The following is a 25,632-nucleotide window of genomic DNA, read 5'->3' as shown; positions in this document are numbered from 1 at the left end:
AGGAGATCAAGATGAACGACGAGAACTCGATTACCGTCGATGTGGTCTCCGACGTCGTGTGCCCCTGGTGCTTTATCGGCCAGAAACGGCTCGACAAGGCGATTGCCGCCGTCGACCTCGACGTTCACATACGTTGGCGGCCCTTCCAGCTCGACCCGACGATTCCGCCCGAAGGCAAGAACCGCCGCGACTACATGGTGGCGAAATTCGGCAGCGAGCAACGCATCCGCGAAATCCATGCCCGGATCGAGCCGTTGGGCGAGGCTGAGGGGATTTCCTTTGCCTTCGACGCCATCAAGGTCGCGCCCAATACGCTGGATGCGCACCGGCTCATTCGCTGGGCCGGGACGGCCGGCGAGGCCGTTCAGAACCGGCTGGTGCGTCGGCTGTTCCAGCTGAATTTCGAAGAAGGCGCCAATCTCGGCGATCATGCCGTGCTGATCGAAGCCGCCCGCGAGGCCGGCATGGATGCCTCCGTCGTCGAAACGCTTCTGTCGACGGACGCGGATGTCGAGGCGGTGCGCACCGAAATCGCCACCGCTTCGCGCATGGGCATATCGGGCGTGCCGTGCTTTCTGCTTGAAGGTAAATATGCGGTGATGGGCGCCCAGGACGCCGATACGCTTGCCGATGCGCTGCGCCAGGTGGCTGCGGCCAAGGCACGCGGCGAACTGGAGGCGGCGAACTGAGCCGGACTATTTTCGACTATTTCACCGTCACCTTGGCCTTGCTGACGAAAAAGCCATGGCCATGCTTGTCGGTGCAGGTCAATCCCTTGGTGGAGGACTGGCAGGAAAACAGCCCCTTGCTCCAGCTGTTGCCGTAGGCCAGCTTGGCGACGTCGCCGCAGCAGCCTTGCTCGCCCGGATTCTTGATCAGCGTCGCCTGGCCTTTCGGGCCGAGGACGACGGTGACGTAGCTGGGCTCGACGCGCGAACAGCTCAGCTCCGGTCCGCCATCCTGCGGCTCGTAGGTGCTGGTGCCGCCCTTCGGCGTGTAGATGCAGCCAATATTGCCGGACGGCGGTTGAACTCGATCTGTCCCTCGGCGTTTGCGGGAACGGTCTGGCTGCCGGCATATGTTTGCGGCAGCCAGGCAAACATCGCGAGCATCGCCACAAACAATGTCCGTGCAAGCATGAAGAACTTCCCCCCGGTTCAAACCTGGATGCGTCCGGCAGGTTCGATCCGAAGCGCATCTTTGTCAAACGTAGGCGTTCCTGACATGGCAGCTTCAACCACGAATCATACGGTCACGTTCTGGCCGCCGACGACGCCGGACTGGCCTCGAAGGCGGATTCGGGCTGTGAAGATCGACCGCTGGACGGCGCTTCTATGTTCACAAAGCTGTGTGAAGACCTTCCCTAGGGGAAGGTCTCTACCTGCTCCGGCGCAGGCAAGTAACTAGTTGAAATTGCCTTGGTATTCAGCCCCAGAAACGTGACAGCATAGCGCCGTGACCCATTCATTCTGTTGCTCCACTGCAACGGCTGGCGAGCTAAGCTACCCGCGACCAGTGAAAAGCTAATGTAAAATGATCAATTGGTGTTACTGTCCGTAACAAAAGAAAAATCGTTTGGGCGGGATAGTGATTCGGGTCGATAGACCAACGCGACATTCAATATCGGAAAAATGGCTCCGCGGTGCCGCAAGGCAGTCGCCCCTTACGCCCGTATCGTCGATGCGCAGCTTCTGGGGCCTGATGCGGGCCTACTGGTTTTCGGACAAGTGGGTGGAAGCCTGGACCTTGACGCTGGTGATCGCCCTGCTCACCGCGCTCTCCAGCAAGTCAGGCGTGTGGTTTGCCGTAGCATCCGGAGAGCTGGTCAACTCGATCGCCTTTTTCCATGATGCCGCGAACACCACCCCGCTTCAGACACTGCTGGCCAATGCCGGGATACTTGTCCTCCTGGTCTTGCTCAAGGATGCGGGTTTTACCGGTATCCGCAGCCTGGTGTCCGCAACGTTGCATCGCAAGTGGCGCGGCTGGCTGGACAGCCAGTTCAACGAAGCCCTGCTTGATTCCAATCACACCCATTTCCACGCTCAGCATGGCTCGTCAGGTGCCGCCGCTCCCGACAATATCGACCAGCGCATCCAGGAATCGATCAAGGATATGACGGGGGGCGCCATCGGCCTCGCGATGGGGGTTTTGGCCGTTGCTACTTCATTGTATTTCGTCGGCCAGCAACTGCTTGCACACTCGGCGGAGGTCAAAGGGCTGGAGTTCCTCGGCAGCTATGGCAGCGCCGTCCTCGCCTTTCTGGCAGTCGCCACTTACGTACCGTTGAACACCTGGATCGCCGTCAAGCTGGGCAGGCTGCTGGAACGGCTCAATGTCAGGATGCAGCAGGCCGAAGGCAGCTATCGCGGCGAGCTGATCACCTTTCTGCGCCGCAGTTTTCATGTCGCCGCATCGCAAGGCGAGAACGTGCAGAAGGCAGTGCACAGCCAGCGCTATGTCGACATCGACCGCACCTGGGCGCGGCTGAACATCGTCAACACAGGCTACAATTCGTTCGAGCTGATCTACAATTTCATCGGTGCCCGCATTGTCGCCTACGGGCCAGGCTTGGTTCCCTTCATCCATAACGGGTTCGATCTCAAGGGCTACATAACCGGCTCTGAGATGGTCAACTCGCTGATCAGTCAATGCTCGTGGTTCATCCATGTCATGCCTGCCATCGCCGCGCTGCGGGCCAACAGCCAGCGCGTCACCGAACTCGCAAACGCGATCGAAAACGTTCAGCACCCGCAGGAATTTTATCAGCAGACCGGCCGCTCCGATTTTCGCTACGACCGCCAAAACCCTGTTTTCGGCCTGACCATCCAGAAACTAGAGCTAGCGCATCAGGGCGAGGACGCAACGCCCTTCCTGAGTGCCGCGAACTTGCGCTTCCGGCGTGGCGAATGGACTTTCCTGAAGGGCGAATCCGGTTGCGGCAAGACCTCGCTGATCAAGGCGATCAACGGCCTTTGGCCCTATGGCCGCGGCACCATCGTCTTCCCGGAAGGGGTCAGGAGTTTCTACGCCGCCCAGGAGGTGAAGCTGCAGCAGGTTTCGCTGAAGCAATTGGTCTGCCTGCCGGGTTCCGAGCATGATTATCCCGACGTGCAGGTCGCATCCGCCCTGCACAAGGCCGGCCTCGGCGATTTCATCGAGCATTTGGCCGATGAGAGCCGTGAAGGAAAGATCTGGGATCAGGTTCTCTCGGGTGGGCAGAAACAGAAACTGGTTGTCGCCCGTATCGTGCTGCAGCAGCCGGGATTGCTGTTCCTCGATGAAGCCACTGGCGCTCTCGATCCCGATGGACGGATCGCCTTCCACCAGGCGATCAAGGACAATTGCCCTGATGCAACTGTGATCTCGATCATGCATGAGGCGACGCCACCGAGATCGCTCGCGGGCACCGAATTCTACCACAGCGTCGTTGCGATCGCCGACGGCGTCGCCACCAAGAAGCCGCTGGTTCCGAGCTTGCCGGTCGAGCTCACCACCATCCTCACGCAGCCGACGCGGCCGGCCGAGGACAAGTGGCTGCGCTTTCCCCGCCGGCTCAAGCAGAGATAGCTGCGGCACCATTGCCAGCATCCAGCCTGCCTGTGACGTAGCCCGATCACAGTCTCGCGATCCGGTCGGTCTGCCGCCGTTTTAACCCGCTCTCGCGATTGACTTGGCAAGGCACGCTCCTATGTTGCGCCGGCTTGCAGAATCTCAACTCGAACCCGCGAGCAGAAAGGTCACAGCGCCATGCCTGGCGACAGTCACAGTCGAACGCAACCGCCGTCCGCTTGACGTGATCTGACAGGCTCACGTCCTGCCGGACGGCAAGGAGTGAGCCATGAACGAGTTTTCCCCCGTTGCGGGCGGCGATGCCATCGCCCGCGTACTTGCCAACGAACATGTCGCCGACATGGTCGAGGCGCTGAACCAGGAGCCTCGCGAGACGGCATCGGAGCTGCTTTGCGAAGTGCCGTTCGAGCGGCTGGTCGAGATCTTCGACCAGCCGAAGCTCAACGGCGCATCCGAACTCGTCGAGGCACTACCCCGCATCAAGGCAGGCAGACTGCTTGCCGCCATGTCGGTCGACCGCGCCGCCGACATACTGCGCGATCTGAACGAACCGGCTCGTTCCGAGCTGCTCGGCGGCCTGGCGCCACCGCTGCGCGCGACGCTGCTTGCTATTCTCGGCTACCCCGAGGGCAGCGCCGCCTCGCTCATGACGACTGAATATGTCGGCGTGCCGCCGGACTGGAGCGTTGCCCGCACGCTGGATTACATTCGCAAGGTCGAGCGGACGCGCGAAACCGTCTACGCGATCTACATCGTCGATCCGCAAACGCAGGTCCTGTTGCGCTCGACCAGCCTGCGTCGACTGATCGCTGGCGAACCCGACGAACTGATCATGGCAATAGCGCCGGATCGTGCGCCTATCACTGTTTCACCGCTGACCGATAGTGAAAAGGTTGCTCAGTTGATCTCCAAATATGATCTGCTCGCCGTCCCGGTCGTGGACAACGGCAAGCTCCTCGGCATCGTCACCATCGACGACATCATCGATACGATGATCTCGGAAACGACCGAGGACGTGCATCGTTTCGGCGGCATGGAGGCTCTCGACGAGCCCTATATGAAGATGGGTTTTCTGGCGATGATCCAGAAGCGCGCCGGGTGGCTGTGTGCGCTGTTTATCAGCGAGATGTTGACCGCCAACGCGATGCAGAGCTACGAGGGCGAGCTGGAAAAGGCGATCGTGCTGACCCTGTTTATTCCATTGATCATGAGCTCCGGCGGCAATTCCGGCTCGCAGGCGACCTCGCTCGTCATCCGAGCCCTGGCGCTGCGCGAGATCGGCCTTGGCGACTGGTGGCGGGTGGCCCTGCGGGAGCTGCCCACCGGCCTGGTGCTTGGCTCGATCCTTGGCGTAGTCGGCGTCTGCCGCATCGCGCTCTGGCAATATTTCGGCTTCTACGACTACGGCCCGCACTGGCCGCTGATCGCAATGACGATCGGCGCCACGCTGGTTGGCATCGTCGCCTTCGGCTCGCTGTCTGGATCAATGCTGCCGTTCGCCCTGAAGCGCGTCGGCTTCGACCCGGCCAGCGCATCAGCCCCGTTCGTCGCCACGCTGGTCGACGTCACCGGGCTGGTGATCTATTTTTCTGTGGCGCTTGTGATCCTGCGCGGAACGTTGCTGTAAGATCACGCACTTCCATCGCGGCAATCTCGTTGCCGCGATGGTCGTCGTCGCGTCAGACGCGCTCACCATCCCTCACCCGGTAAGTCGGTTTGTACATGGTGACGAGTTCTTCCGCCGCGGTCGGATGCACCGCCATGGTGCGATCGAAATCATCTTTGGTCAGCCCGGCCTTCAGCGGTATGCCGAGAAGCTGCGCCATTTCGCCGGCGTCCGGCCCGAGGATATGGGCGCCGAGGACTCTTTTCGACGCGCCGTCGACGACCAGCTTCATCAGCATCTTTTCATCGCGGCCGGAAAGCGTGTGCCGCATCGGCCGGAAGGTGGCGCGGTAGATTTCAAGATCCGAAAAGCGCTTTGCCGCCTCATCCTCCGACAGGCCGACCGTGCCAATCTCGGGCTGTGAAAAGACTGCGGTAGCGATCGTGTCATGGTCGGGCGCCATCGGATTGTCCTTGAAGGCGGTCTCGACGAAGCACATCGCCTCGTGGATCGCCACCGGCGTCAATTGCACGCGGTGGGTAACGTCACCGATCGCCCAGATGTTGTCGATGTTCGTGCGGGAGTATTCGTCGACCTGGATTGCCCCGGTTTTGGTCATCTCGATGCCGACGCCTTCCAGCCCCATGTTCTCGGTATTGGGAATGCGGCCGATGGCGAGCATGACCTGGTCGACCGTCAGCACGGTGCCGCCGGTGACAAGCGCGTCGAGCCGGCCGTCAGGGCGCTTCCTGACCCACTCGGACACGGCGTGGCAGAGGATTTTTATCCCCTTCTTTTCCATCGTCTCGTGCAGCATGCGTCTGAGGTCCATGTCGAAGCGGCTGAGTATCTCCTTGCCGCGATAGACCAGAGTCGTGTCGACGCCCAGCCCATGAAAGATATTGGCGAATTCGACGGCGATATAGCCGCCGCCCTCGATCATGATTGCCTTCGGCAGCTCCTTGAGGTCGAAGGCTTCGTTGGAAAAGATGCAGTGCTCATGGCCGGGCAACGCCGGATGCGGCGCCGGGCGCCCGCCGGTAGCGATCAGGATCTGGTCGGCGGTAACGGTGCGATCCTCACCGAGAAGATGCACCACATGCGGATCGACCAGGGTGGCGCGCGAATGAAAGACCTCACCGCCGGCACCGTGGACGTTCTTCTTGTAGACGGCCTCCAGCCGGCTGATTTCGCGGTCCTTGTTGGCGACCAGCTTCTGCCAGTCGAAATGCGCCTCAGGCACCGTCCAGCCAAAACCGGCAGCGTCGGCGAAATGCTCGGGGAATTGCGAGGCGTAGACATAAAGCTTCTTCGGCACGCAGCCGCGGATCACGCAGGTGCCGCCGTAGCGGAATTCCTCGGCAATGCCGACACGCTTGCCGAGTAGAGCCGCGACGCGCGCCGCCCTCACCCCGCCGGAGCCGCCGCCGATGACGAAAAGATCGTAGTCGTAACCGGCCATGGTCCAGCTCCTGCCCCTCAAACAACGAGACAGGTAGGCTGCCAGCCACCAAAAGAAAAGCCCGGACTTGCCGGGCTTTCTGGTCCAGTGGCGGTCAGGCCACTCGGAAGTCCGCGATCAATTCGGCGTGGCGTCCGCGGGAGCAGCGCCGTCTGCCGGGGCGGCACCCTCGGCAGGTGCAGCCTGCGCCTTGGCATTCGCCGCTGCACCCAGGGTCTCGCCGACCTGCTGGGCGAGATCGCGAGCCAAGCCGTTCTGCCAGATCTCGGCAGCCTTCACCAGTTCGCGCGTCACGATCGGGCCGTTGTCGAGCAGCTTCTTGCCGGACTCGGAATTGTAGAAGGCGGCGATTTCATTGAGTTCCTTTTCCGAGAACACCTTTGCATAGGCAAGCGCTGCTTCCTTTTCCAGGTCGGCGCGGCGCGATGCCAAGGCCATCGCCTTCTCGTTGATCGTCTTGGCGATCAGTTCCTGCATGTCCGGGTTCTTCTGGATCAGCTGCTGCTCGAGCGCCGCGGCCGCTTGCGGCAGGATGTTGTCGAACGTATCCGTCGCATGGATCGCCGCGACCGCGGCACGCGCCGCCTTCAGATGCGCATCAGTGACGTCCTGCGAAAACGCCGGGGACGAAAACGCGAAAACGGCCGAGGCCGCCAGAATGGCAAAAAAGCGGCCAACCCGGTTATGCAACATCATGATCGGTAAAACTCCTTGGTTTTCGGGCGGCATGGACGGTTTGGATGCCGTCGCCGCCGGCTATGATGGCCGTTGTCGCCAGCCCGATGAAAAGACCGTGCTCGACCACGCCGGGAATGGAGTGGAGAGCATTCGAAAGCGCTCTTGTATCCGGAATGCGGCCAAAAGATGCATCGAGGATAAAATGGCCGCCGTCTGTAACAAATGGCTGGGTCCCCGTCATCCTCAATGTAACAGGGCCGGAAAGGCCCAGGTTTGCAGCCGCCACGCCAACCGCAATTTCGGTGGCGCGCAGGCCAAACCGGTTGACTTCGATGGGCAGCGGAAAGCGTCCGATCATCTCGACCATCTTGGAGCTGTCGGCGATGACGATCATGCGGGCGGAGGCCGCCGCGACAATCTTCTCGCGCAGCAGCGCGCCACCGCCGCCCTTGACCAATGTCAGCGCCGGATCGATCTCGTCGGCGCCGTCGATGGTGAGGTCGAGCTCCGGTGTTTCCTCGAGGGTCGACAGCGGCACACCAAGCTGGGTGCAAAGGACGGCGGTGCGCTCCGAGGTCGGCACGCCGATGACAGTCAGGCCGGTGGCGACCTTGTCGGCGAGCAGCCGCACGAACTCATCCGCTGTCGTGCCGGTGCCGATGCCGAGCCGCATGCCATCCGTCACATGGGCCAGCGCTGTCCGCGCGGCCTCAACCTTCAATTGCCTCGCATCCATGCCGGGCCCCAAGATTTGTTTCGGCGCTCGTAGCATTTTTGCCGAGCTGGTCAAAGGACCTTGCCCGCGGTGGATAAGCCGGCTTGCCTGAACGGGCCGCAGCGGTTATCGCCTGCCGGCAATCGAATCGTCACAGGACAGGCCATGACCCGACCGACCATCGTGTTCGACCTCGACGGGACGCTGATCGACACGGCGCCGGACCTGCTCGACAGTCTCAACCACAGCCTTGCCGCCAGCCAGCTCGCGGCCGTCGACGAAGCCGGCTTCAAGCGTTTCGTCGGCCATGGCGGCCGCGTGATGATCGAGCGCGCCCATGCAGCGCAACACAGGTCGCTGGCCGTGGAGGAGCACGATCGCCTGCTAAAGCTGTTTCTGGACCATTACACCGTTAACATTCCCGGCAAATCGCGCCCCTACCCGGGCGTTCCCGAGGCGATCGCACGGTTCGAGGCAGCCGGTTACCTGCTGGCCATCTGCACCAATAAATATGAGGCCAATTCGGTGGCGCTGATCGAGGCGCTCGGTATGACCAGGCATTTCGCGGCGATCTGCGGTCAGGATAGTTTTCCGTTCCGCAAGCCCGACCCGCGCCATCTCACGCAGACCATCGCGCGCGCCGGTGGCGACCCTCACCGTGCACTGATGGTCGGTGATTCGCAGACCGACATCGACACGGCAAAGGCCGCCGGCATTCCGGTAGTGGCAGTCGATTTCGGCTACACCGATCGTCATGTGCGGGAGTTCGAACCGTCGGCGGTGATCTCGCATTTCGATTCGCTGACGCTCGATCTGGTACAAGGGCTGATGGCCGCGGCGGAAGGCTGAAGCCGGTCATAGTCCAGACGGCCAAATGACGGCCGACAAGTGGTTGACTTCGCAGGCCGGCCTCCCTTATATCGCGGCGCGCTTGGCCTTCGGGCAACGAGCGGGCGATTAGCTCAGCGGGAGAGCACACCCTTCACACGGGTGGGGTCGCAGGTTCAATCCCTGCATCGCCCACCATCTTTTCGGCACTTAGCCATCACCGACGGGGAAGGCTGCCGTGATCGAGAACCAGCGCATGATCGCATTGGTTTTCCGTGCGCTTTTTCCGCAAGCTATAAGACTGACAGGCATACTTACGCTTGGCACAATTGCCGGTCTGGACGATCCGCAAGCCCGAGTCCGGGAACAAACCCGTATGTAGATGAGTTTCTGCTCATCGAAATGTGAGGGAAAGCCATGTCCAGACTTGTTTTGGCGGCCGCCGTGCTGCTTGTCGGCGGATCGGCCTTTGCCGCGGACGAAAATCCGGTGCCGCCGCAGAATGCCAAGAAGCTGTCGGAAATCATCGCCAAGGTCGAGCAGCGCGACGACTTCCGCTACATCAAGGAAATCGATTGGGACAGCGGCGCCTACACCGTCATTTATTACACGAACGACAAGGCGAAAGTTGAAATCACCTATGATCCGGTGACAGCCGCGCCGAAATGAGGCTGGCCGCCAACGGTCCAGATTCTAAAAAATGCCGCTCCTCGAAGGCCCGCGGCCTTCGGCACACCCTTGCGTAGATATGACTTTGATGGCTGACTGGGTGCTATCATTGCGCGCGGGGGTGGGCATGGCGACGGTAAAGCACGTATTGAAACGCTTTCTGATGATGCTCGCGGGTTATTTCATAGCGGTACTGGTTGGGCTGATCGCGGTGGCGGCGATCTATGGCGGGCTGAGTTCGCTGCCAAATGCACCGAATTATTTCGACGTCATGGGCGTCACCCCGGCTGCGGTGCTGCTGTTGCCGCCGCTCGGCATGTTCATCTATTTTCTGACAATCGTGCTGACCGGCCTGCAGACGCTGATCTTCGCACTGATTGCCGAGTTTTTCTCGCTGCGCAGTTTTTGGCTGCACATGATCTTCGGCGCGGCGGCCGGGGTTGGCGGCTTCGCCGTGATCTGGCCCAGTGTACCGGACGACACGAACCCGGAGCGCTGGGCCGATATCGGCATCATTGCCGCCGCAGGCGTTGTCGCGGGCTTGGTCTATTGGCTCATCGCCGGACGCGATGCCGGTTTCCGGCGTCCACTGTTTCAGCGCTAGAACCGCATTCGTCAGCTTGCCGGCGAACGCACCGCTTCCGTGCTGTCGAGCGCCTGCTGCAGCCTTGTATCGCGGCCGTAGACGTCGTTGAAGTATTCGACCTTGCCGGACAGGTCCGGCCATGCGGTGAAATAGGCGACATAGACCGGGATCTTGCGTGTCACGTCCTCGGTCGAATGTCCGTGTTTCAGTCTGTCCTCGATGTAGTCGACCGAGGTACCGAGCACGGCAGCCGCCATGCCGCGCGGATCCTGCAAGCGAACGCAACCATGGCTGAGCGCGCGCATGTCGCGCTGGAAAAATGACTTCTGTGGTGTGTCGTGCATGTAGATGGCGTGCTTGTTGGGAAACAGTATCTTCAGCTCGCCCAGCGCATTGGCCTCGCTCGGCAGCTGGCGCACGCCGTAGGGTATCTTTGCGCCATAGGCACCCCAATCGACTGAGGATGAGGGAATGCGCTTGCCGCGGGCATTGACCACCTCATAGCCGGCGCGGTCGAGATAGCCAGGATCCCGCCGCAGCCGCGGCAACATCTCGTTGACCAGGATCGACTGCGGCACGCCCCAATAGGGATGAAAGTCGACCTGCTCGATCTGATCATAGAAGAAAGCAGTCTGGTTGGTGGGCCTGCCGACTACGGCGCGGGTCTTCAGCTTCTCCTCGCCGTCGTCGATATAGCTCGCGGTGAAAGCCGGCTGGTTGATGAAGACGCGCGGGCTGCCGAGGTCGGAAGGCAGCCAGCGCAATTCTTCGAGCGCAACCCGAACCTTCTGAATTTTGTCGGCCTTGGACGTTCCGGCCAACGATGCGACGGTACGCGGGCCGATGACGCCGTCGCCTTTCATGCCGGCCCGTTTCTGCACCGCCTTGATCACCGGCACCAGCTCCGGATCGTAGACCTCGCTGGTGGCGAGCCTCGCCAGCACCTCGCCATAGGCACCGCCCATCTCGTCATCGAGATTGCGCGCGATCCTTGTCAAAAGCTTCGGCAGCTCGGGGCTGGTCTGCCCCGGTTTCAACAGCAGATTGGGATCGACGACGATCTCGTCCTCGGCGCTTGCCTGTAGCGATTCCAGTTCGACGCGCAGCGCCTGATACTCGGAATTCTGTGGATGCCGTGATTCGAGATAAGTACGCACTTGCTGGGTATGGGCCAGCGTCTTCAGTACCCCTTCCATGTCGAGCGGCTTCGGCGGAAAATCGTAGTAGCCGGTGATGCGGTTGGGATCGACGCGGCCGCTTTGTGCGTCACGGGCGTAGCGCAGGACACGGGCCGACATCGCCATCTCGAAGCGAACCAGCTCTTTAAGGCGCTCATCGGCATTGCCCGCCGATGCGCCTGCTGCCGGAACTTCGACGGTGTAGTCGGCGGGCGTCAGGCCGTAGCTCGCGGCCTCGCCCAGCACCCGCACAGCATCCTCGGCACGGCTGTTGGGACTGGTTCCCGTCACCCAGATGAAATCCGGATTGGCTGAGTAGTACGCGATCAGCGCCTTGGCGATGTCCTTCTCGGCGTAGAGATCATAGCCGTCGAGCCCGGCAATGGCTTCGCGGAATGCAGCCCCGGTGGCCGTCGGCTCGAATGCAGCATCCTGAGGCGTTGCCGGTTCAGGCGCTGCCGACAGTGCCGAAAAATCGACGCGCACCAGCGGATCGCTCTTGTAGGTGTAATAGGACGGGCTGCTGATTTGCGCACCACCACCCCCACCGGAAGCGGCTGGCGCCTTGGGCTTGTATTTTGACGGTGGCGGCGGAAAGTTACCTTTCGGCGGTGCGTGTTTGACGCCGCCGCCGAAAAGCATGTCGAAGAACCCTTGCGCTTCAACCTGCGGCGTCCCGAAGGCCAGCATTGCCGCGACCACCGCGAACGGCAGCACGGTTGCTTTGTTTCCAAGGAGTTTCATGGATCACCCGCTCCGGTTGAACCGGATCCCGTTCCGCACCGCTTTCACGGTCTCGCCCACCCCATGGCGGATGTAAGGCATGACTACACTGATTCATACTGATTTCGTTAAGCTTCCATAAATTTCGGAACGTCTGTTGCAGAACGGTTTCACAACATCGTGAGGGGTCAAGCGAATCCGTCGCCGTCCTCGGCCAGAACGGCAACCGTCCAGTGACCAAGTCTCACGCGTTTGCGCCGCCGTCGATGGTCAATGCCGCGCCTGTCACGAAGCGTCCTTCGGGACCGGCAAGCCAGGCGACCATGCCGGCGATCTCGTCGGCCGTTCCGAAGCGAGGCATCGCCATCTTCTGGCGCTGATGCTCGGCGTGCGGGCCGGCTGCCGGATTCATGTCGGTATCGGTCGACCCCGGATGGACGACATTGGCGGTGATGCCGCGCGGACCGAGATCGCGGGCAAAGGCCTTGGTCAGGCCAACCAAGGCAGCCTTGCTGGCCGAATAAGCGCTCAGGCCGGCGTCGGTGGCACGCTCGGCCAGATTGCTGCCGATCGAGATGATCCGGCCACCCTCGCCCATATGTGCTGCTGCCGCCTTGACGGCGACGAACGGGGCCCTGAGGTTGACCGCCATCGTCTCATCGAAGTCGGCAAGCGACAGAGCATCGATCGGCGCAGCGCGCCAGATGCCGGCGCTGTTGACGAGGATGTCGAGCCGTCCGAAGGCTTTTGCTGCCTCATCGACTGCCGCCTCGATCGCCGCAGCATCGCGATTGTCGGCCTTGATGGCAAAGCCCCGGCCGCCGGCCGCCTCGATTTCCCTGACCACCGCGAGTGCCCTTTCCTCACCATTCACATAGGTGATCGCCACGCCTGCGCCGTCGGCCGCGAGCCTTCTTGCGATCGCCGCACCAATGCCGCGGCTGCCGCCGGTGACGAGGGCGGCCTTGCCGTTCAAGCTTCTGGATGACATCTGCTTCTCCATTTTGTAGTGATTGATACATAAATATCTGCCAGCCTTGCTGAACCACGTCAACTGAATTATATATCGATCAATACAGAAAGGATACCATGCCGGAACGAGGCCGCCCCCGCACCTTCGATCGAGCCGCCGCCTTGCGGCGCGCAATGGAAGTGTTTTGGGTCAAGGGTTATGAGGGCGCGTCGATAAGCGATCTGACCGCTGCAATGGGCATCAACTCACCCAGCCTCTATGCCGCCTTCGGCAGCAAGGAAGCGCTATTTCTCGAGGCAACCGAGCTTTACACGCGGGTCGAGGGAACCGAGATCTGGTCTGCGCTGGAAAAGGCGCCGACCGCGCGCCAGGCCGTCGAGCGGTTCCTGCGGCAGACTGCCAGGGCCTATTCACAGACCGGTCGTCCGCAAGGCTGCCTTATCGCGCTCGGCGCATTGCACCAGGACTCAAGCCGCGGCGCCATCTGTGATGATCTGCGCCGTCGCCGCGCCGAAAACCGCGAAGCCTTGCTGAGACGCTTCGAGCGTGGCGTGGCCGAAGGAGAGTTGCCGGCCGATTTCGACTGCGGTACGGCCGCGACCTTCTACGCCACCGTGCAGCACGGCATGTCGATCCAGGCGCGCGACGGCGCGTCGCGCTCGGCCCTTCTGGCGACGGTGGCCGGGGCAATGGCGGCTTGGATAGCGATGGCCGGCACCGGGGCGGCGTGACGATCGAACCCGGCAGACAAGAACAGACATTCAGATCACTGCAGAAACGGCTCCAGCCTGCCGGCAACGAAGCCAACGGCACGCTCCACCACACCCTTGTCGGCGAGAATGCGGCGGTGGCCGAGCCCGTTGGCCCAGTACAGCCGCACATGGTCTCCGGCGCGCGCGTAGAGCCTTGCATGATCGGCGGACACTTCGCGGTCGTCCGGCGCGTGGATCACCAGCGTCGGCAGCAGCGTGCTTGCCAGCTGGCGATCACCGGTAAACTCGTGCAACGGCCGGCCGGCGATACGCTCGACCCGGTCGGCCATGGCGACCTGCGAGCGCGAGCCGACATTCAGCATGCGACTGAAATCAGCAAAGATTGCCGGCAGGGAGCTCGGCGCAGCGATAAGCACCAGTCGCCCGGCCGCCCGGCAACTGCATTGGCGGCAACGGCACCACCAAAGGAATGGCCCACGATCGCGGCAAACGGCCCGAACCATTCGTCGGCAACCCGTGCCGCATCGACCGCACTGACCAGGGTAAGCCGGCGGCCCTGCGACTGGCCGTGGCCCGGCAGGTCGAGCGAGACGACCTTATAGCCAGCATCGCGATAGGCCTCGATCAGCGTGCGCATGTATTCGGTGCGCGAACGCCAACCATGGATGACGAGCACGGTGCCGGCAGTGGCCCTGCCCGGCTCGGGCCGGAATTCATGCACCATGACGCAGCCGGTTCTGGTCTTTAGCCGGTGATGTCGTGCCTGGGTCATGAAATCGGCGGCGCGATCGATTGCGCGGCGCTCGCCTTCACTCAAGCTCTTCTCATGCGGCGTGCGGCAGAACAGCTCGAATGCAGCGCGCCCGGTGAGTCGCGGTGCCACATGCTCAGCCACTCCGAACGTGCCGCGGATGACCTTCAGTCCAAATGATGCCATAGTGGCGATCCATTCATTGGTTCAAGCATGAACATAATAGTTCAAACATGAACATTAAGCAAGACCTGCCCTGGGACAACCCGCGCTTTCGCAACTGGGTGGCAGTGGCGCGCGCATGCCACGTGCTGGAACGCACCCTGGCGGTGAAGCTGGCGCCGCTCGACCTGAAGCCGGCGCAGCTCGACGTGCTGATGAACCTCTACCGTCATCCCGGCATGTCGCAGCACGACCTCGCTCGCCGGCTGCTGGTCGGTCGCTCCAACATCACCATGCTTTTGCCGCAGCTGGAGACTCGTGGCCTGCTGCGCCGCGAGGGCGACGAGAAGGACAAGCGCGTGCTGCGGCTGACGTTGACCGAGACCGGCGAGGCACTGCTGATGCAGGCGCTGAAGGTCCATATGGCGCTGATCGAGAAGGCGATGAGCCAGTCGACGCCGGAGCAATGCGACATGATCGGCGAACAGATGCGTAGGGTTGCCGAGGTTTTGAAGACCGCCTGACAGCCCAGCGCTCCACCAACAAGTGCTTCACCACATCGATTTTTTCGCGCGCTCCGGCCATTCCTTGTCGTAGACCTCGCCGTCGATGTTCTTGCGGCTGGTGATTTCCAGGATTTGGCCGGGAGTCGGCAGCGATCTCGGGTCGACATGCCTTGCCGGATTCCACAACTCCGACCGGTGGATGGCGCGGGCGCACTGGAAATAGACCGCATCGACCTCGATGACCGTCACCGAGCGCGCCGGCTTGCCCTCGACTGCGAACGAGGCGCAGAGCGCGGTATCGATGGTGATGTGGGCACGGCCATTGACGCGCAGCGTCGTGCCCGAACCCGGCACCAGGAACAGGAGCGCGACGCGCGGATCGCGAAGGATGTTCCTTAGCGAATCGGCACGGTTGTTGCCGCGCCGGTCCGGCATCATCAGCGTTTTCGGATCGTGGATGCGGACGAAGCCGGCGAGATCGCCGCGCGGCGAGCAGTCCAGCCCTTCAGGCCCGCAGGTTGCGAGCACGGCGAACGGCGAAGCCTCGATGATGGCTGTGTATTCGGGAATCAGCTGGTCGAGTTCTTTGACCACCGACGCCTCGCCAGGCAGGCCATAGAGCGCTTCGAGCTGTTCGACGCTGGTGATCATGGACATGTTTTCGTCCCCAAAGCTTTGCCGGCGCTACTCCAGATGCATGACGTTTTCACGACATGGTGCCCGCTTGCCGGTCATCAGGAAACGGGTGTCGAGGCAACGCGAACAAGGGCAAACCGCTTTCACTTACACAATCGCACCGACGGATACGGAGACCGAAAATGGATAAACCGCTCGACCGGCGACGCACCGCCATGGAACTTATTGAAAACATGTTCAATGTTGAAATGCGCTTCCTGCAATCGGGGTCGGAAAGCCTCGATGTGCTTGCCAGCGCATTCCATGCCGAGATTGTGGTGCATGAGCCGCAGTCCCTGCCCTATGCCGGTGACTGGAATGGCCTCGACGGCGTTGGCGCTCTTTTCCGCAAGATGCGGGAAATCTGGAGCGACGTGGCGGTGGAGGATCTTCAAACCGCCCAGAACGATAATGTGGTGTTCATGAGCTGCATGCTTTCGCTGACGTCGCGAGCCACTGGTGCAACAATCATACAGCCGTTTGCCGAAGTCTTGCGCTTCAAGGATGACCGACTGATCGAAGGCACGCCGTTTTACTATGACACCGGCGAGATACTGGCGATCCTGCGCTGAGCATACCGCGAAACCATTCAGCGGTCGCGGCTCAGCCCCTTCTCTTCCAGCTCGGCGAGATAGGCGGCCCAGCGTGCGTCCTTCTCATGACCCAGCGTATGCAGGTAGTTCCAGGTGAAGATACCGGTGTCGTGGAAATCGTCGAAGGTGATGCGCACGGCATAGTTGCCGACTGGCTCGATCTTCAGGATCGCCACATTGCGCTTGCCGGGAACGGTGACGCGCTGTTCGGGCGAATGGCCCTGCACCTCGGCCGATGGCGAGGCGACCCGCAGAAGCTCGGCCGGCAACTCGAACGGCTGATGTCCCGGAAAGGTCACGGAAAGCAGCTTGCGATCTTTCGAGACCCTGAGTTCCTTCGGCGCTGTCATGGTGGTGGATCCTGCGGAGAACCGCCCTTCCCTACGCCGCTTCGTGTCGAGGGAAAAGGCCGCATCGAAAGTTCCGACATGATCTGTCGGCGTCGGAATGTTACCGGAGATCGCGAGCTGATATCTTGAATGGCAAGTTGGCTCGTATCACATAGCTATATATAACGAAGCCGTTCACGGCCACGGGAAGCGTACAGCATGGATATGATCGATCCTTTCGGTCGCACGATCACCTACCTGCGCGTGTCGGTTACGGACCGCTGCGATTTTCGCTGCACCTATTGCATGGCCGAGGACATGACCTTCCTGCCCAAGAAGGACCTGCTGTCGCTGGAAGAGCTCGACCGGCTCTGCACGGTCTTCATCGAAAAGGGCGTGCGCAAGCTCCGCCTCACCGGCGGTGAGCCGCTGGTACGCAAGAACATCATGCATCTTGTGCGCCAGCTTTCGCGGCATCTCGAGAGCGGTGCGCTGGAAGAGCTGACGCTGACCACCAATGGATCGCAGCTTTCCCGCTTTGCCGCCGAGCTCGCCGACTGCGGCGTCAAACGCATTAACGTCTCGCTCGATACTCTCGATGCCGACAAATTTCGACAGATCACCCGCTGGGGCAATCTGGACAAGGTCATGGATGGCATCGACGCCGCGCAGGCGGCCGGGCTGAAGGTAAAGCTCAACGCTGTGGCGTTGAAGGACTTCAATGACGCCGAATTGCCGGACATGCTACGCTGGGCGCATGGCCGCGGCATGGATCTGACGGTCATCGAAACCATGCCGATGGGCGAGATCGATGCCGACCGCACCGATCAGTATTTGCCGCTGTCGCTGCTGCGTGCAGCACTCGAGCGCCAATTCACGCTGAGCGATATTCCCTACAAGACCGGTGGCCCGGCCCGCTACGTCCATGTCGCCGAGACCGGCGGGCGGCTGGGCTTCATCACGCCGATGACGCATAATTTCTGCGAAAGCTGCAACCGGGTCCGGCTGACCTGTACCGGCACCCTTTACATGTGCCTCGGCCAGGAAGATGCCGCAGACCTGCGCGCGCCACTGCGTGCGTCGGAAGGCAACGAGCTGGTCGCCGATGCCATCGACGACGCAATCGACCGCAAGCCCAAAGGCCATGACTTCATCATCGATCGCCGCACCAACCGTCCGTCGGTGTCGCGGCATATGAGCGTCACCGGCGGCTGATTTTTAGCCGATTTCGTGCAAGAACAACCGCCTTGGTATCAGCGCGAGGCAAGGCGTGCAGCGGTTTCTTGTAGTCCTGACGTTTTTCGGAGTGATGGCGGGGACCGTGGCAGTTGCCGCGTCACTTACCTATACGAACGAGCGCTTCGGTACCGTCTGCACCTTTCCGGATGAAATCTTCACTCTTCGCCAGCCTGAGCCGGATAATGGCGATGGACAACAGTGGCTCACTGCTGATGGCGCCAGCCTGATCTGTTCAGGCATTCTCAATGTCGATGATGACACCCCGACAGCCTTCGTCTCCGCCGAGAGGGCCAGCAAGGAACCTGGCTACAGGATCACCTACAGCAAGACCGGCAAGGACTGGGCGGTGCTGTCGGGCATCAAAGGCGGGAACATCTTCTACGAACGCCGCCTGTTCGGAAAAGACGGTGTCATCCGCACGGTCTGGATCGACTACCCGCGAGCCCTGAAATCGAAATACGACCCGCTCGTCGATGCGATCGCCGGTAGCCTCAAGGGACCGTGAGCATCCGGCAACGTCAGAACTTATTCGCAGCCTATTGTTTTTGCTTGCGAGTCACGGTTGTTGGCGCGTGTAGTCGTATCGTACGGCAAGCCATTGTTTGCCGCTGCCATTGGCCTGGAGGAAGTGTTGCTCGGCCACTTCGTGATTGTCGCCGTCCCTGGAAATGATGAAATCGGAGGCCGTAAATCGCCCTTCGACCTCGGGCCCGAAGCCGACGAAACCAAGCGGCTCGAAAAGCAGTGAAATCTTGCCGTCCTCCTCGCCACCAAAACTCCAGGCAGGCATGATCCCTGCCGGGAAACGGGTGTCCATGGAGACATACTTCCAGCGGCCCTCCACCCGGTCATAGCTCAAATAGGCTATCCGCTGGAAGTCCGGGATTTTCGACCCGGGCGCCGGGCGCATCACCTCCTGCATGAAGGGGCCGATCATCGTACGTTCGGCCACCAGCCCGGTCATCAGGATCGGCTGCGCACCGGGGGTTGGCCAGATCGTGTTGACGACGTTCCATTTCCCGATGCGGCGAGCGAGCTCATTCGCTTCGTGACCCGGCGTGGACATCCGTTCGACTGCCGACGCCGAAGCGCCGTTCTCGGCCAACGCAGGCGCTATCGCCATGAAGATGACCGCCAGTGCAGAAGAGAACCGGAAAGCCGACGAAACGTGCCGCCTGCTGCCTGTGCCAAGCCTGGCCGCATTGCCTCGTGCATTCGTCATGGACCACGTCCCCGGACAAGATCAGAAGCCTACAATGACCAATTTGGCGACTCTTGCCGAGCAAATTGATCTCGTCGAGAATTTTCCTCGAGCGGCAGTGTGATCGATTTGCTATCCGAACCGAATCTTTAAAAGGGCACCTTTCGGGGTCACACCCAGAAAAGGTCTTGTCCGCAAACGGTCACCGGATTTACCGCAAGCCCATTCGGGCCTAGCCTCTGCTCTGGAGCGGTTCTTCGCCCAGTGGGGGAATACGATATGCGCAAACTCATTCTTTCTCTTGCATTGCTCAGCCTCGCGGCCCTGCCCGCGGCGGCCCAGTCGATCGGCGGCACCTATGCCGTGGCCGGCACCAATTTCGATGGGTCGTCTTATGGTGGCGACGCGACGATCACGCTGACCAGCGAGACGACCTGCACGATCCATTGGGAGACAGGCGGCTCGTCCTCGGACGGCATCTGCATGCGCAACGACGATGCCTTCTCCGCCGGCTATGTCATGGGCAAGGCGGTCGGTCTTGTCGTCTACAAGGTGCAGGACGACGGCTCGCTGCGTGGCCTGTGGACGATTGCCGGCAAGGAAGGCAACGGCACCGAGGTACTGACGCCCAAATAAGCCCTGCCGCTCTTGCGCGACAGATGTTACGGGCCATGGAAAGGCTGTGGCCCAGCCCTTTGACGTTGCTGTTTTGCGGGTGCCTGCTAGACGCTTGCTGCAGGACTCACCCGGTAATCTGCCTTGCCTCTTTCGCCAAACCTGCGCGGCGCGTTGTTCATGATGGTGGCCATGGCTGGTTTCACCGTCAACGACGCTATCACTAAATTCTCGTCGGAATCGATGAACATGGCGCAGGTCATGCTGATCCGCGGCGCCTTCGCTTCGCTTTTCGTTGGCCTGCTTGCGTGGCAACGCGGCGCGCTTGCCCGGCCAGGTTCGATGCTGCAGCCGACCGTTGCGCTGCGCGTTGCCAGCGAGGCCGGCGCCACGGTGTCGTTCCTGGTTGCTCTGGCGCATCTTCCGATCGCCAATGTCTCCGCCGTGCTGCAGGCGCTGCCGCTGGCGGTGACGATGGGCGCAGCGCTTGTGTTCAACGAGGGCGTCGGCTGGCGGCGCTGGCTGGCTATTGCCGTCGGTTTTGCCGGCGTGCTGATCATCGTGCGGCCGGGCTTCGAAGGGTTCAGCGTCTTTTCTCTGCTGGCGCTGGCCAGCGTGGCATGCTGTGCGGTGCGCGATCTCGCCACCAAGCGGATACCGCAGGCAATTCCGACATTGCTGGTGTCGAGCGCCACCGCCCTTGCCATGACGTTTCTGGGCGCGGCATTGCTTTCACCGATGGGCGGTTGGACACCGATGACAGGACAAAGCACGGCGTTTCTGGCGCTGGCGGCAGTGCTCGTGCTCATCGGCTACCACTTCATCATCACGGCGATGCGGGTGGGCGATATCTCCTTCATCGCGCCGTTCCGTTACACCGCCCTGCTCTGGTCGATCCTGCTTGGCTTCACGATCTTCGGCGATGTCCCGGATCTGCCGATGATCGTCGGTGCCACGATCATCATCGCCTCAGGCCTCTATGCACTCTACCGCGAACGGATCGTCGGCCGGCGAAAAACAGCCGCCGAAAGCACTGGACCGGACATGGCGCCGGACGGCATATAGGATGACTGTCGACGACTGTCCGATTTGAAAACTGGATTTTGGTCATTGGGTCTAGGCAGCAAACGATGGGCCGACATATCGCAGGGATCATTCTGGCCGGCGGCCGATCGAGCCGGATGGGTGGCGGCGACAAGACCCTGCTTGCGCTTGGCGACGGCACCTTGCTCGACCGTGTCGTTTCGCGCCTTGGCCCGCAGGTCGGCCCGCTTGCGCTAAACGCCAATGGCGATCCGACACGGTTTGCCGCGACGGGGCTTCCGGTGCTTGCCGACACCGTCAAAGGTTATGCCGGGCCGCTTGCCGGGATACTGACCGGCCTCGAATGGGCTTCCGACACGGCCTGCCAGGCGCTGGTCACGGCTGCCGGCGATACGCCTTTCCTGCCCAAGGACATGGTCGAGCGGCTGCTCGCGGCAGCCTATGCGCGCCCGGGCTCTATCGCGGTCTCCTGTTCCGGCGGAAAACGACATCCGACCTTTGCACTGTGGCCGCTAGGGTTAGATCAGGCCTTGCGACAATTTCTCGTCGAGGAAGACAACCGGCGCGTTGCGGCGTTCATCGACCGGCACGGTTTTGTCGAGGTGGAATTTCCCATCCTGAAATCCGGCGGAGCCGAGATCGATCCGTTCTTCAACATCAACACTCCCGACGACCTTGCCCAGGCCGCGCATCTGTTGCAGAGCATCGAGCCATGAAAAGACGTATCTTTGGCATCACCGGCTGGAAGAACTCCGGCAAGACGACATTGACCGAAAAGCTGGTGGCCGAGCTCGTCCGGCGCGGCTGGAAAGTGTCGACGGTAAAACACGCCCATCATGATTTCGACATCGACAAACCCGGAGCGGACAGCTTTCGCCACCGGCAGGCGGGAGCGATGGAGGTCGCGGTCGTGTCGGGCAGGCGCTGGGCGCTGATGCACGAATTGCGCGGCGAGGACGAGCCGACGCTGGACGCGATCCTGTCACGGCTGGCACCCTCCGATATCGTGCTGGTCGAGGGTTACAAGCGCGAGGCGCACAAGAAAATCGAGACGCGACGGCTCGAGGCCAAGGACCGGACACCGCTCTCTGCAGCCGATCCGCACGTTGTCGCCATCGCCTCCGACTTCCACATTGTCGGCGAAGACCTGCCGGCCTTCGATCTCGACGACACGAATTCGATAGCTGACTTCATCGAGCGCGCCACCGGCCTGACGCGCTGAGATCGCGGCCGCAGGGGGTTCCGGCCACTTTCTCTCCATTTAGGCGTTTGACCCAACGTCACCGTTTTCTGAACATGACCTTCCCTCAAGCGACGGTTTTTGCAGTTGCTTTTTCTTGGGAAACAATGGGAGTATCGCGCCAGCGGGCGGTCAAAAGCACCGCCCACAGAGCCGTTCGGGAACGACGGCCGGGACCAACAGAGAGGACCATTATGCGTATTGCACTGCGTATCGCGCTCGCCGCTTCGGCTGCGCTGCTGACGCTTGGCGTTGCCCAGGCCCAGGAAAAAACCTTGAGGATCGGCACCGAGGGAGCGTATCCGCCATTCAACAACCTCACCGCCGACGGCCAACTCGTGGGCTTTGATATCGACATCGCCAAGGCGCTGTGCGACGAGATGAAGGTGAAGTGCACCTTCGTCGCGCAGGACTGGGACGGCATCATTCCAGCCCTTCAGGCAGGCAAGTTCGACGCCATCGTCGCATCGATGTCGATCACGCCGGAACGCGCCGAGAAGGTCGACTTCACCCACAAATATTACAATACGCCGCCGGCGATCGCCGCGCCCAAGGACACCGACATCAAGGGTGTCACCAAGGAAGATTTGGCCGGCAAGACGATCGGCGTGCAGGCGTCCACCACGCATTTCAACTATTCGACCAAGACTTATACCGAAAGCACCGTCAAGCCCTACCCGACCGCACAGGAATACCAGCTCGATCTGGCCAATGGTCGGCTCGATGCCGCCAATGACGACGTCGTCGTGCTGCAGCAATGGCTGGATTCGCCGGACGGCGCCTGCTGCAAGCTGGTCGGCACAATCAAGCCGGTTATCGAAATCCACGGTCCGGGCGCCGGCATTGCCGTGCGCAAGGGCGAGACCGACCTCGTCAACAAGTTCAATGCGGCGATCGACGCCATCCGCGCAAACGGAAAGTACAAGGAAATCAACGACAAATACTTCAAATATGATGTTTATGGCGGCGAGTCCTGATCGACCGACATAGGAAGACGTGAACGGCGGGAGATTCCCGCCGTTCTTATAAGGTTGCCGCGCACCAGGGGTGATGCGGTACGGGTCTCACAGCCTAAAGGAGAACAGGCAGGCGGATGCAGAGCGCACTGACGCTTCTCAGTTGGGGACCCGAAGGCTGGCTCGACGATATCGCTGCGGGTGTATTTGTTACGGTATGTCTTGCGCTGGCCACTCTGCCCTTCGGGCTGACGCTCGGCTTTTTCGTGGCGCTGGCCAAACAGTCGGAAGAGCCGTCGCTGAGACTGGCCGGGAACATCTACACCACGATTTTTCGCGGAATACCCGAGCTGCTCACGCTGTTTCTGATCTTCTTCGGCATCCCATTGATCCTGCAGTACTTTGTCCGGCTGGTGAGCCCCGGAACGTCCGCCGACGTCAACAGCTTCGTCGCCGGTATGATCGCGCTGTGCTTCATTTTTTCCTCTTATTCCAGCGAGGTGTTTTTATCCGCGTTCCGCGCCATTCCAAAAGGGCAATATGAGGGAGGCTATTCGGTTGGCCTGTCCAGCGGCCAGACTATGCGGCTGATCGTGCTGCCGCAGTTGATCCGCATCGCGTTGCCCGGACTTGCCAATCTCTGGCTTATCCTGCTCAAGGACACCGCCCTCGTCTCGGCCGTCGGCCTCAACGAGATCCTCCGCCAGAGCGGGGTTGCCGCTCGCGTCACCAAGCACGCGTTCCTGTTTTACGGTTTTGCCGGCCTGATCTATCTCCTGCTGGCGATCGTCTCCTCCTTCGGCATCAACGCGATCGAACGAGCGGTCGGCGGCAGCGAGGTCAAGAGATGAGCTTTGCCACCGACGCGCTGAAGGTCGACCGGCCGCCGCCGCCCGCACGCGGCTGGTCGCGCCAACGCATCCTCGGCCATGTCCTGGTCGGCCTGTGGATCGCTCTCGGCATTGGCATGGTCGTCTACCTGGTCGCTGCGTGGAACCCGGAGTTCTTCCAGAAATATGCACCCGGTTACATATCCGGCCTCGGCATCACCCTGTTGCTGGTTGCCATCTCGATTGTGCTTGGCGCGATCCTGTCGGTACCGATCGCCTATGCACGCATGTCGAAGAACCCGATCCTTTCGGGGTTCGCCTATGCCTATGTCTATTTCTTTCGCGGCACGCCGCTGTTGGCGCAGACCTTCCTGGTCTACTACGGGGTCGGCTCCTTCCGGCCGGAGCTCGAGATGGTCGGACTATGGGGCTTCTTCCGCGAAGCGTTCAACTGCGCGATCTTCGCCTTTTCGCTGAATACGGCCGCGTACCAGGCCGAGATCTTGCGTGGCGCGATCGAGAGCGTGCCGCGGGGCCAATGGGAAGGTGCCGCCTCGCTCGGCCTGCATAAACTACAGACGATGTGGAAAATCATCCTGCCGCAGGCGTTGATTGTGGCGCTGCGCCCCTATGGCAACGAGATCATCCTGATGATCAAGGGCTCGGCAATCGTCGCCATCATCACGGTCTACGATTTGATGGGGATTACAAAGCTCACCTATGCGCGCACGTTCGAGTTCCAGTCGTATATCTGGGCGGCGATCATCTATCTGGTCATCGTTGAAACACTGCGCCACGGCGTTGAGTGGATCGAACGCCGCATCACCATCCATCTGCACCGCTGACTCCCATCGCCTTGTCTGATCCGGTAAGAAGACCGCAAAGCAGGCTTCTAAGGGATTCGAAAACATGGCTTCGGTGGCATTTCTCGGTCTTGGCGTCATGGGCCATCCGATGGCCGGGCATCTCAAGAATAAGGGTGGTCACGACGTCACCGTCTACAACCGCACCAGGGCGAAGGCCGAGCAGTGGGTTGCCCAGTATGGCGGCAGCCTCGCCGCGACGCCAGCCGAGGCGGCCGAGGGCAAGGATTTCGTCTTTTCCTGCGTCGGCAATGACGACGACCTGCGCTCGGTGACGACCGACGCCGGAGGCGCCTTCAATTCCATGATGAAAGGCGCCATCTTCATCGACAACACCACCGCATCGGCCGAGGTCGCGCGCGAACTGGCGCAGCAGGCGCAAGCGCTCGGCTGTTCGTTCCTCGACGCCCCGGTCTCCGGCGGTCAGGCAGGCGCCGAGAACGGCATGCTGACCGTGATGGTCGGCGGCGAGCCCGACGCCTTCGACAGGGCGAAGCCTGTCATAGATGCTTATGCCCGCATGGTCGGATTGATGGGACCGGCCGGGGCTGGCCAGCTCACCAAGATGATCAACCAAATCTGCATCGCCGGCCTCGTTCAGGGCCTGGCCGAGGGCATTCATTTCGGCAAGAAGGCTGGGCTCGACATCGAAAAGGTCATCGAGGTGATTTCCAAGGGTGCGGCCGGTTCCTGGCAGATGGAGAACCGGCACAAGACGATGAATGCCGGCAAATATGATTTCGGCTTCGCCGTCGACTGGATGCGCAAGGATCTTGGCATCTGCCTCGCCGAGGCCGACCGCAACGGCGCCAAACTGCCGGTGACGGCACTCGTCGACCAGTTCTACAAGGACGTGCAGGCGATGGGCGGCAAGCGCTGGGACACGTCCTCGCTGCTGGCGCGGCTGGAGAAATAGGATTTCGC

At 61.4% G+C, this 25,632-nt stretch carries 28 protein-coding genes, 1 tRNA gene and 2 pseudogenes; 21 read left to right on the top strand and 10 right to left on the bottom strand.

From position 1 onward, the window contains the following. The first annotated feature begins 11 nt into the window (after positions 1-11). A complete protein-coding gene (locus tag NKH83_RS19420) occupies positions 12-689 on the top strand; it encodes a DsbA family oxidoreductase (RefSeq protein ID WP_352806759.1) in 678 nt (225 codons plus the stop codon). Positions 690-705: 16 nt separating this feature from the next. On the opposite strand, the gene NKH83_RS19415 is transcribed toward NKH83_RS19420, so the two are convergent. Beyond that, positions 706-1,161 carry a hypothetical protein gene (locus tag NKH83_RS19415; RefSeq protein WP_352806756.1) on the bottom strand — a complete coding sequence of 152 codons (456 nt, stop codon included), beginning with the start codon at positions 1,159-1,161 and terminating at the stop codon, positions 706-708. A gap of 519 nt (positions 1,162-1,680) precedes the next feature. Between NKH83_RS19415 and NKH83_RS19410 the strand changes: the two genes are divergently transcribed. Next, positions 1,681-3,570 (top strand): ABC transporter ATP-binding protein/permease, encoded by a 1,890-nt coding sequence (locus NKH83_RS19410; protein ID WP_352478859.1) that lies wholly within the window; start codon positions 1,681-1,683, stop codon positions 3,568-3,570. A 271-nt stretch (positions 3,571-3,841) separates the two neighbouring features. Beyond that, positions 3,842-5,200, top strand: coding sequence for a magnesium transporter (mgtE, locus tag NKH83_RS19405; protein WP_352478860.1), 1,359 nt, complete (start codon positions 3,842-3,844; stop codon positions 5,198-5,200). 52 nt (positions 5,201-5,252) lie between these two features. Here mgtE and gor read toward each other — a convergent pair whose 3' ends face one another. The 3 genes from gor to rpiA all read right to left on the bottom strand — a co-directional run bounded on the left by gor (position 5,253) and on the right by rpiA (position 8,055). Further along, positions 5,253-6,641, bottom strand: a complete 1,389-nt coding sequence (gene gor, locus NKH83_RS19400; protein ID WP_352806754.1) for a glutathione-disulfide reductase — start codon at positions 6,639-6,641, stop codon at positions 5,253-5,255. A gap of 117 nt (positions 6,642-6,758) precedes the next feature. Continuing rightward, positions 6,759-7,337: a DUF2059 domain-containing protein gene (locus NKH83_RS19395; protein WP_352508431.1), complete on the bottom strand. Its 579-nt coding sequence runs from the start codon at positions 7,335-7,337 to the stop codon at positions 6,759-6,761. Next, a complete protein-coding gene (rpiA, locus tag NKH83_RS19390) occupies positions 7,324-8,055 on the bottom strand; it encodes a ribose-5-phosphate isomerase RpiA (RefSeq protein WP_352806752.1) in 732 nt (243 codons plus the stop codon). Before rpiA ends, NKH83_RS19395 begins: the two co-directional genes overlap by 14 nt. 144 nt (positions 8,056-8,199) lie before the next feature. Between rpiA and NKH83_RS19385 the strand changes: the two genes are divergently transcribed. The 4 genes from NKH83_RS19385 to NKH83_RS19370 all read left to right on the top strand — a co-directional run bounded on the left by NKH83_RS19385 (position 8,200) and on the right by NKH83_RS19370 (position 10,135). Beyond that, positions 8,200-8,883 (top strand): phosphoglycolate phosphatase, encoded by a 684-nt coding sequence (locus NKH83_RS19385; protein WP_254817239.1) that lies wholly within the window; start codon positions 8,200-8,202, stop codon positions 8,881-8,883. A gap of 102 nt (positions 8,884-8,985) precedes the next feature. Beyond that, positions 8,986-9,060 (top strand) — tRNA-Val (locus tag NKH83_RS19380). Between the two features lie 219 nt (positions 9,061-9,279). Continuing rightward, entirely contained in the window at positions 9,280-9,531 is a 252-nt protein-coding gene (locus NKH83_RS19375; protein ID WP_254817240.1) for a PepSY domain-containing protein, read from the top strand. A gap of 127 nt (positions 9,532-9,658) precedes the next feature. Then, a complete protein-coding gene (locus NKH83_RS19370; RefSeq protein WP_352806854.1) occupies positions 9,659-10,135 on the top strand; it encodes a hypothetical protein in 477 nt (158 codons plus the stop codon). 11 nt (positions 10,136-10,146) lie between these two features. Here NKH83_RS19370 and NKH83_RS19365 read toward each other — a convergent pair whose 3' ends face one another. Beyond that, positions 10,147-12,039, bottom strand: coding sequence for a L,D-transpeptidase family protein (locus NKH83_RS19365; RefSeq protein ID WP_352806748.1), 1,893 nt, complete (start codon positions 12,037-12,039; stop codon positions 10,147-10,149). Positions 12,040-12,262: 223 nt separating this feature from the next. Beyond that, on the bottom strand, positions 12,263-13,009 hold the full coding sequence (locus NKH83_RS19360; protein WP_352801581.1) for a 3-oxoacyl-ACP reductase family protein: 747 nt from the start codon (positions 13,007-13,009) through the stop codon (positions 12,263-12,265). A gap of 98 nt (positions 13,010-13,107) precedes the next feature. Between NKH83_RS19360 and NKH83_RS19355 the strand changes: the two genes are divergently transcribed. Further along, a complete protein-coding gene (locus tag NKH83_RS19355) occupies positions 13,108-13,722 on the top strand; it encodes a TetR/AcrR family transcriptional regulator (RefSeq protein ID WP_352806745.1) in 615 nt (204 codons plus the stop codon). Between the two features lie 35 nt (positions 13,723-13,757). On the opposite strand, the pseudogene NKH83_RS19350 reads toward NKH83_RS19355, so the two are convergent. Next, positions 13,758-14,641, bottom strand: a pseudogene (locus tag NKH83_RS19350) (alpha/beta hydrolase). Positions 14,642-14,688: 47 nt separating this feature from the next. On the opposite strand from NKH83_RS19350, the gene NKH83_RS19345 reads away from it, so the two are divergent. After that, positions 14,689-15,141, top strand: a complete 453-nt coding sequence (locus tag NKH83_RS19345) for a MarR family winged helix-turn-helix transcriptional regulator (protein WP_352689332.1) — start codon at positions 14,689-14,691, stop codon at positions 15,139-15,141. Positions 15,142-15,168: 27 nt separating this feature from the next. On the opposite strand, the gene NKH83_RS19340 is transcribed toward NKH83_RS19345, so the two are convergent. Then, entirely contained in the window at positions 15,169-15,780 is a 612-nt protein-coding gene (locus tag NKH83_RS19340; RefSeq protein WP_352806742.1) for a pyridoxamine 5'-phosphate oxidase family protein, read from the bottom strand. 161 nt (positions 15,781-15,941) lie between these two features. On the opposite strand from NKH83_RS19340, the gene NKH83_RS19335 reads away from it, so the two are divergent. Beyond that, a complete protein-coding gene (locus NKH83_RS19335) occupies positions 15,942-16,370 on the top strand; it encodes a nuclear transport factor 2 family protein (protein ID WP_352508424.1) in 429 nt (142 codons plus the stop codon). Positions 16,371-16,387: 17 nt separating this feature from the next. On the opposite strand, the gene NKH83_RS19330 is transcribed toward NKH83_RS19335, so the two are convergent. After that, positions 16,388-16,741 (bottom strand): gamma-butyrobetaine hydroxylase family protein, encoded by a 354-nt coding sequence (locus NKH83_RS19330; protein WP_023717628.1) that lies wholly within the window; start codon positions 16,739-16,741, stop codon positions 16,388-16,390. 198 nt (positions 16,742-16,939) lie between these two features. Here NKH83_RS19330 and moaA point away from each other — a divergent pair, with 198 nt between their 5' ends. Both moaA and NKH83_RS19320 read left to right on the top strand, forming a co-directional pair. Beyond that, positions 16,940-17,935, top strand: a complete 996-nt coding sequence (gene moaA / locus NKH83_RS19325) for a GTP 3',8-cyclase MoaA (protein ID WP_254817247.1) — start codon at positions 16,940-16,942, stop codon at positions 17,933-17,935. Between the two features lie 55 nt (positions 17,936-17,990). Then, positions 17,991-18,464, top strand: a complete 474-nt coding sequence (locus NKH83_RS19320) for a hypothetical protein (protein ID WP_352806739.1) — start codon at positions 17,991-17,993, stop codon at positions 18,462-18,464. A 51-nt stretch (positions 18,465-18,515) separates the two neighbouring features. Here NKH83_RS19320 and NKH83_RS19315 read toward each other — a convergent pair whose 3' ends face one another. Then, positions 18,516-19,064, bottom strand: coding sequence for a hypothetical protein (locus NKH83_RS19315; RefSeq protein ID WP_352806736.1), 549 nt, complete (start codon positions 19,062-19,064; stop codon positions 18,516-18,518). Positions 19,065-19,080: 16 nt separating this feature from the next. On the opposite strand from NKH83_RS19315, the gene NKH83_RS19310 reads away from it, so the two are divergent. The 9 genes and pseudogenes from NKH83_RS19310 to NKH83_RS19270 all read left to right on the top strand — a co-directional run. Next, positions 19,081-19,284 (top strand): hypothetical protein, encoded by a 204-nt coding sequence (locus NKH83_RS19310; protein WP_352806733.1) that lies wholly within the window; start codon positions 19,081-19,083, stop codon positions 19,282-19,284. Between the two features lie 155 nt (positions 19,285-19,439). After that, the gene (locus NKH83_RS19305) at positions 19,440-19,796 is read left to right on the top strand and encodes a hypothetical protein (protein WP_352448884.1); all 357 of its coding nucleotides are present in this window, start codon (positions 19,440-19,442) and stop codon (positions 19,794-19,796) included. A gap of 123 nt (positions 19,797-19,919) precedes the next feature. Further along, entirely contained in the window at positions 19,920-20,840 is a 921-nt protein-coding gene (locus NKH83_RS19300) for a DMT family transporter (RefSeq protein ID WP_352806730.1), read from the top strand. A gap of 65 nt (positions 20,841-20,905) precedes the next feature. Beyond that, the gene (gene mobA, locus NKH83_RS19295; RefSeq protein WP_352478875.1) at positions 20,906-21,535 is read left to right on the top strand and encodes a molybdenum cofactor guanylyltransferase MobA; all 630 of its coding nucleotides are present in this window, start codon (positions 20,906-20,908) and stop codon (positions 21,533-21,535) included. Continuing rightward, positions 21,532-22,041 carry a molybdopterin-guanine dinucleotide biosynthesis protein B gene (mobB, locus tag NKH83_RS19290; protein WP_352801596.1) on the top strand — a complete coding sequence of 170 codons (510 nt, stop codon included), beginning with the start codon at positions 21,532-21,534 and terminating at the stop codon, positions 22,039-22,041. Before mobA ends, mobB begins: the two co-directional genes overlap by 4 nt. A 212-nt stretch (positions 22,042-22,253) precedes the next feature. Further along, positions 22,254-23,036, top strand: coding sequence for an ABC transporter substrate-binding protein (locus NKH83_RS19285; RefSeq protein ID WP_254817255.1), 783 nt, complete (start codon positions 22,254-22,256; stop codon positions 23,034-23,036). Between the two features lie 116 nt (positions 23,037-23,152). Beyond that, the gene (locus NKH83_RS19280; RefSeq protein ID WP_254817256.1) at positions 23,153-23,866 is read left to right on the top strand and encodes an ABC transporter permease; all 714 of its coding nucleotides are present in this window, start codon (positions 23,153-23,155) and stop codon (positions 23,864-23,866) included. Continuing rightward, a complete protein-coding gene (locus NKH83_RS19275; protein WP_352801598.1) occupies positions 23,863-24,690 on the top strand; it encodes an ABC transporter permease in 828 nt (275 codons plus the stop codon). The genes NKH83_RS19280 and NKH83_RS19275 overlap by 4 nt, the downstream gene beginning before the upstream one ends. A 58-nt stretch (positions 24,691-24,748) precedes the next feature. Then, positions 24,749-25,624 (top strand): annotated as a pseudogene (locus NKH83_RS19270) (NAD(P)-dependent oxidoreductase); the annotation flags it as partial. Between the last annotated feature and the right edge of the window lie 8 nt (positions 25,625-25,632).

This window comes from Mesorhizobium sp. M0909 (genome assembly GCF_040319515.1).
In the GTDB taxonomy this organism is placed as follows: Bacteria; Pseudomonadota; Alphaproteobacteria; order Rhizobiales; family Rhizobiaceae; genus Mesorhizobium.
Note: the sequence above shows the minus strand (reverse complement) of the source record. Positions and strands in the feature narration are given on the sequence as shown.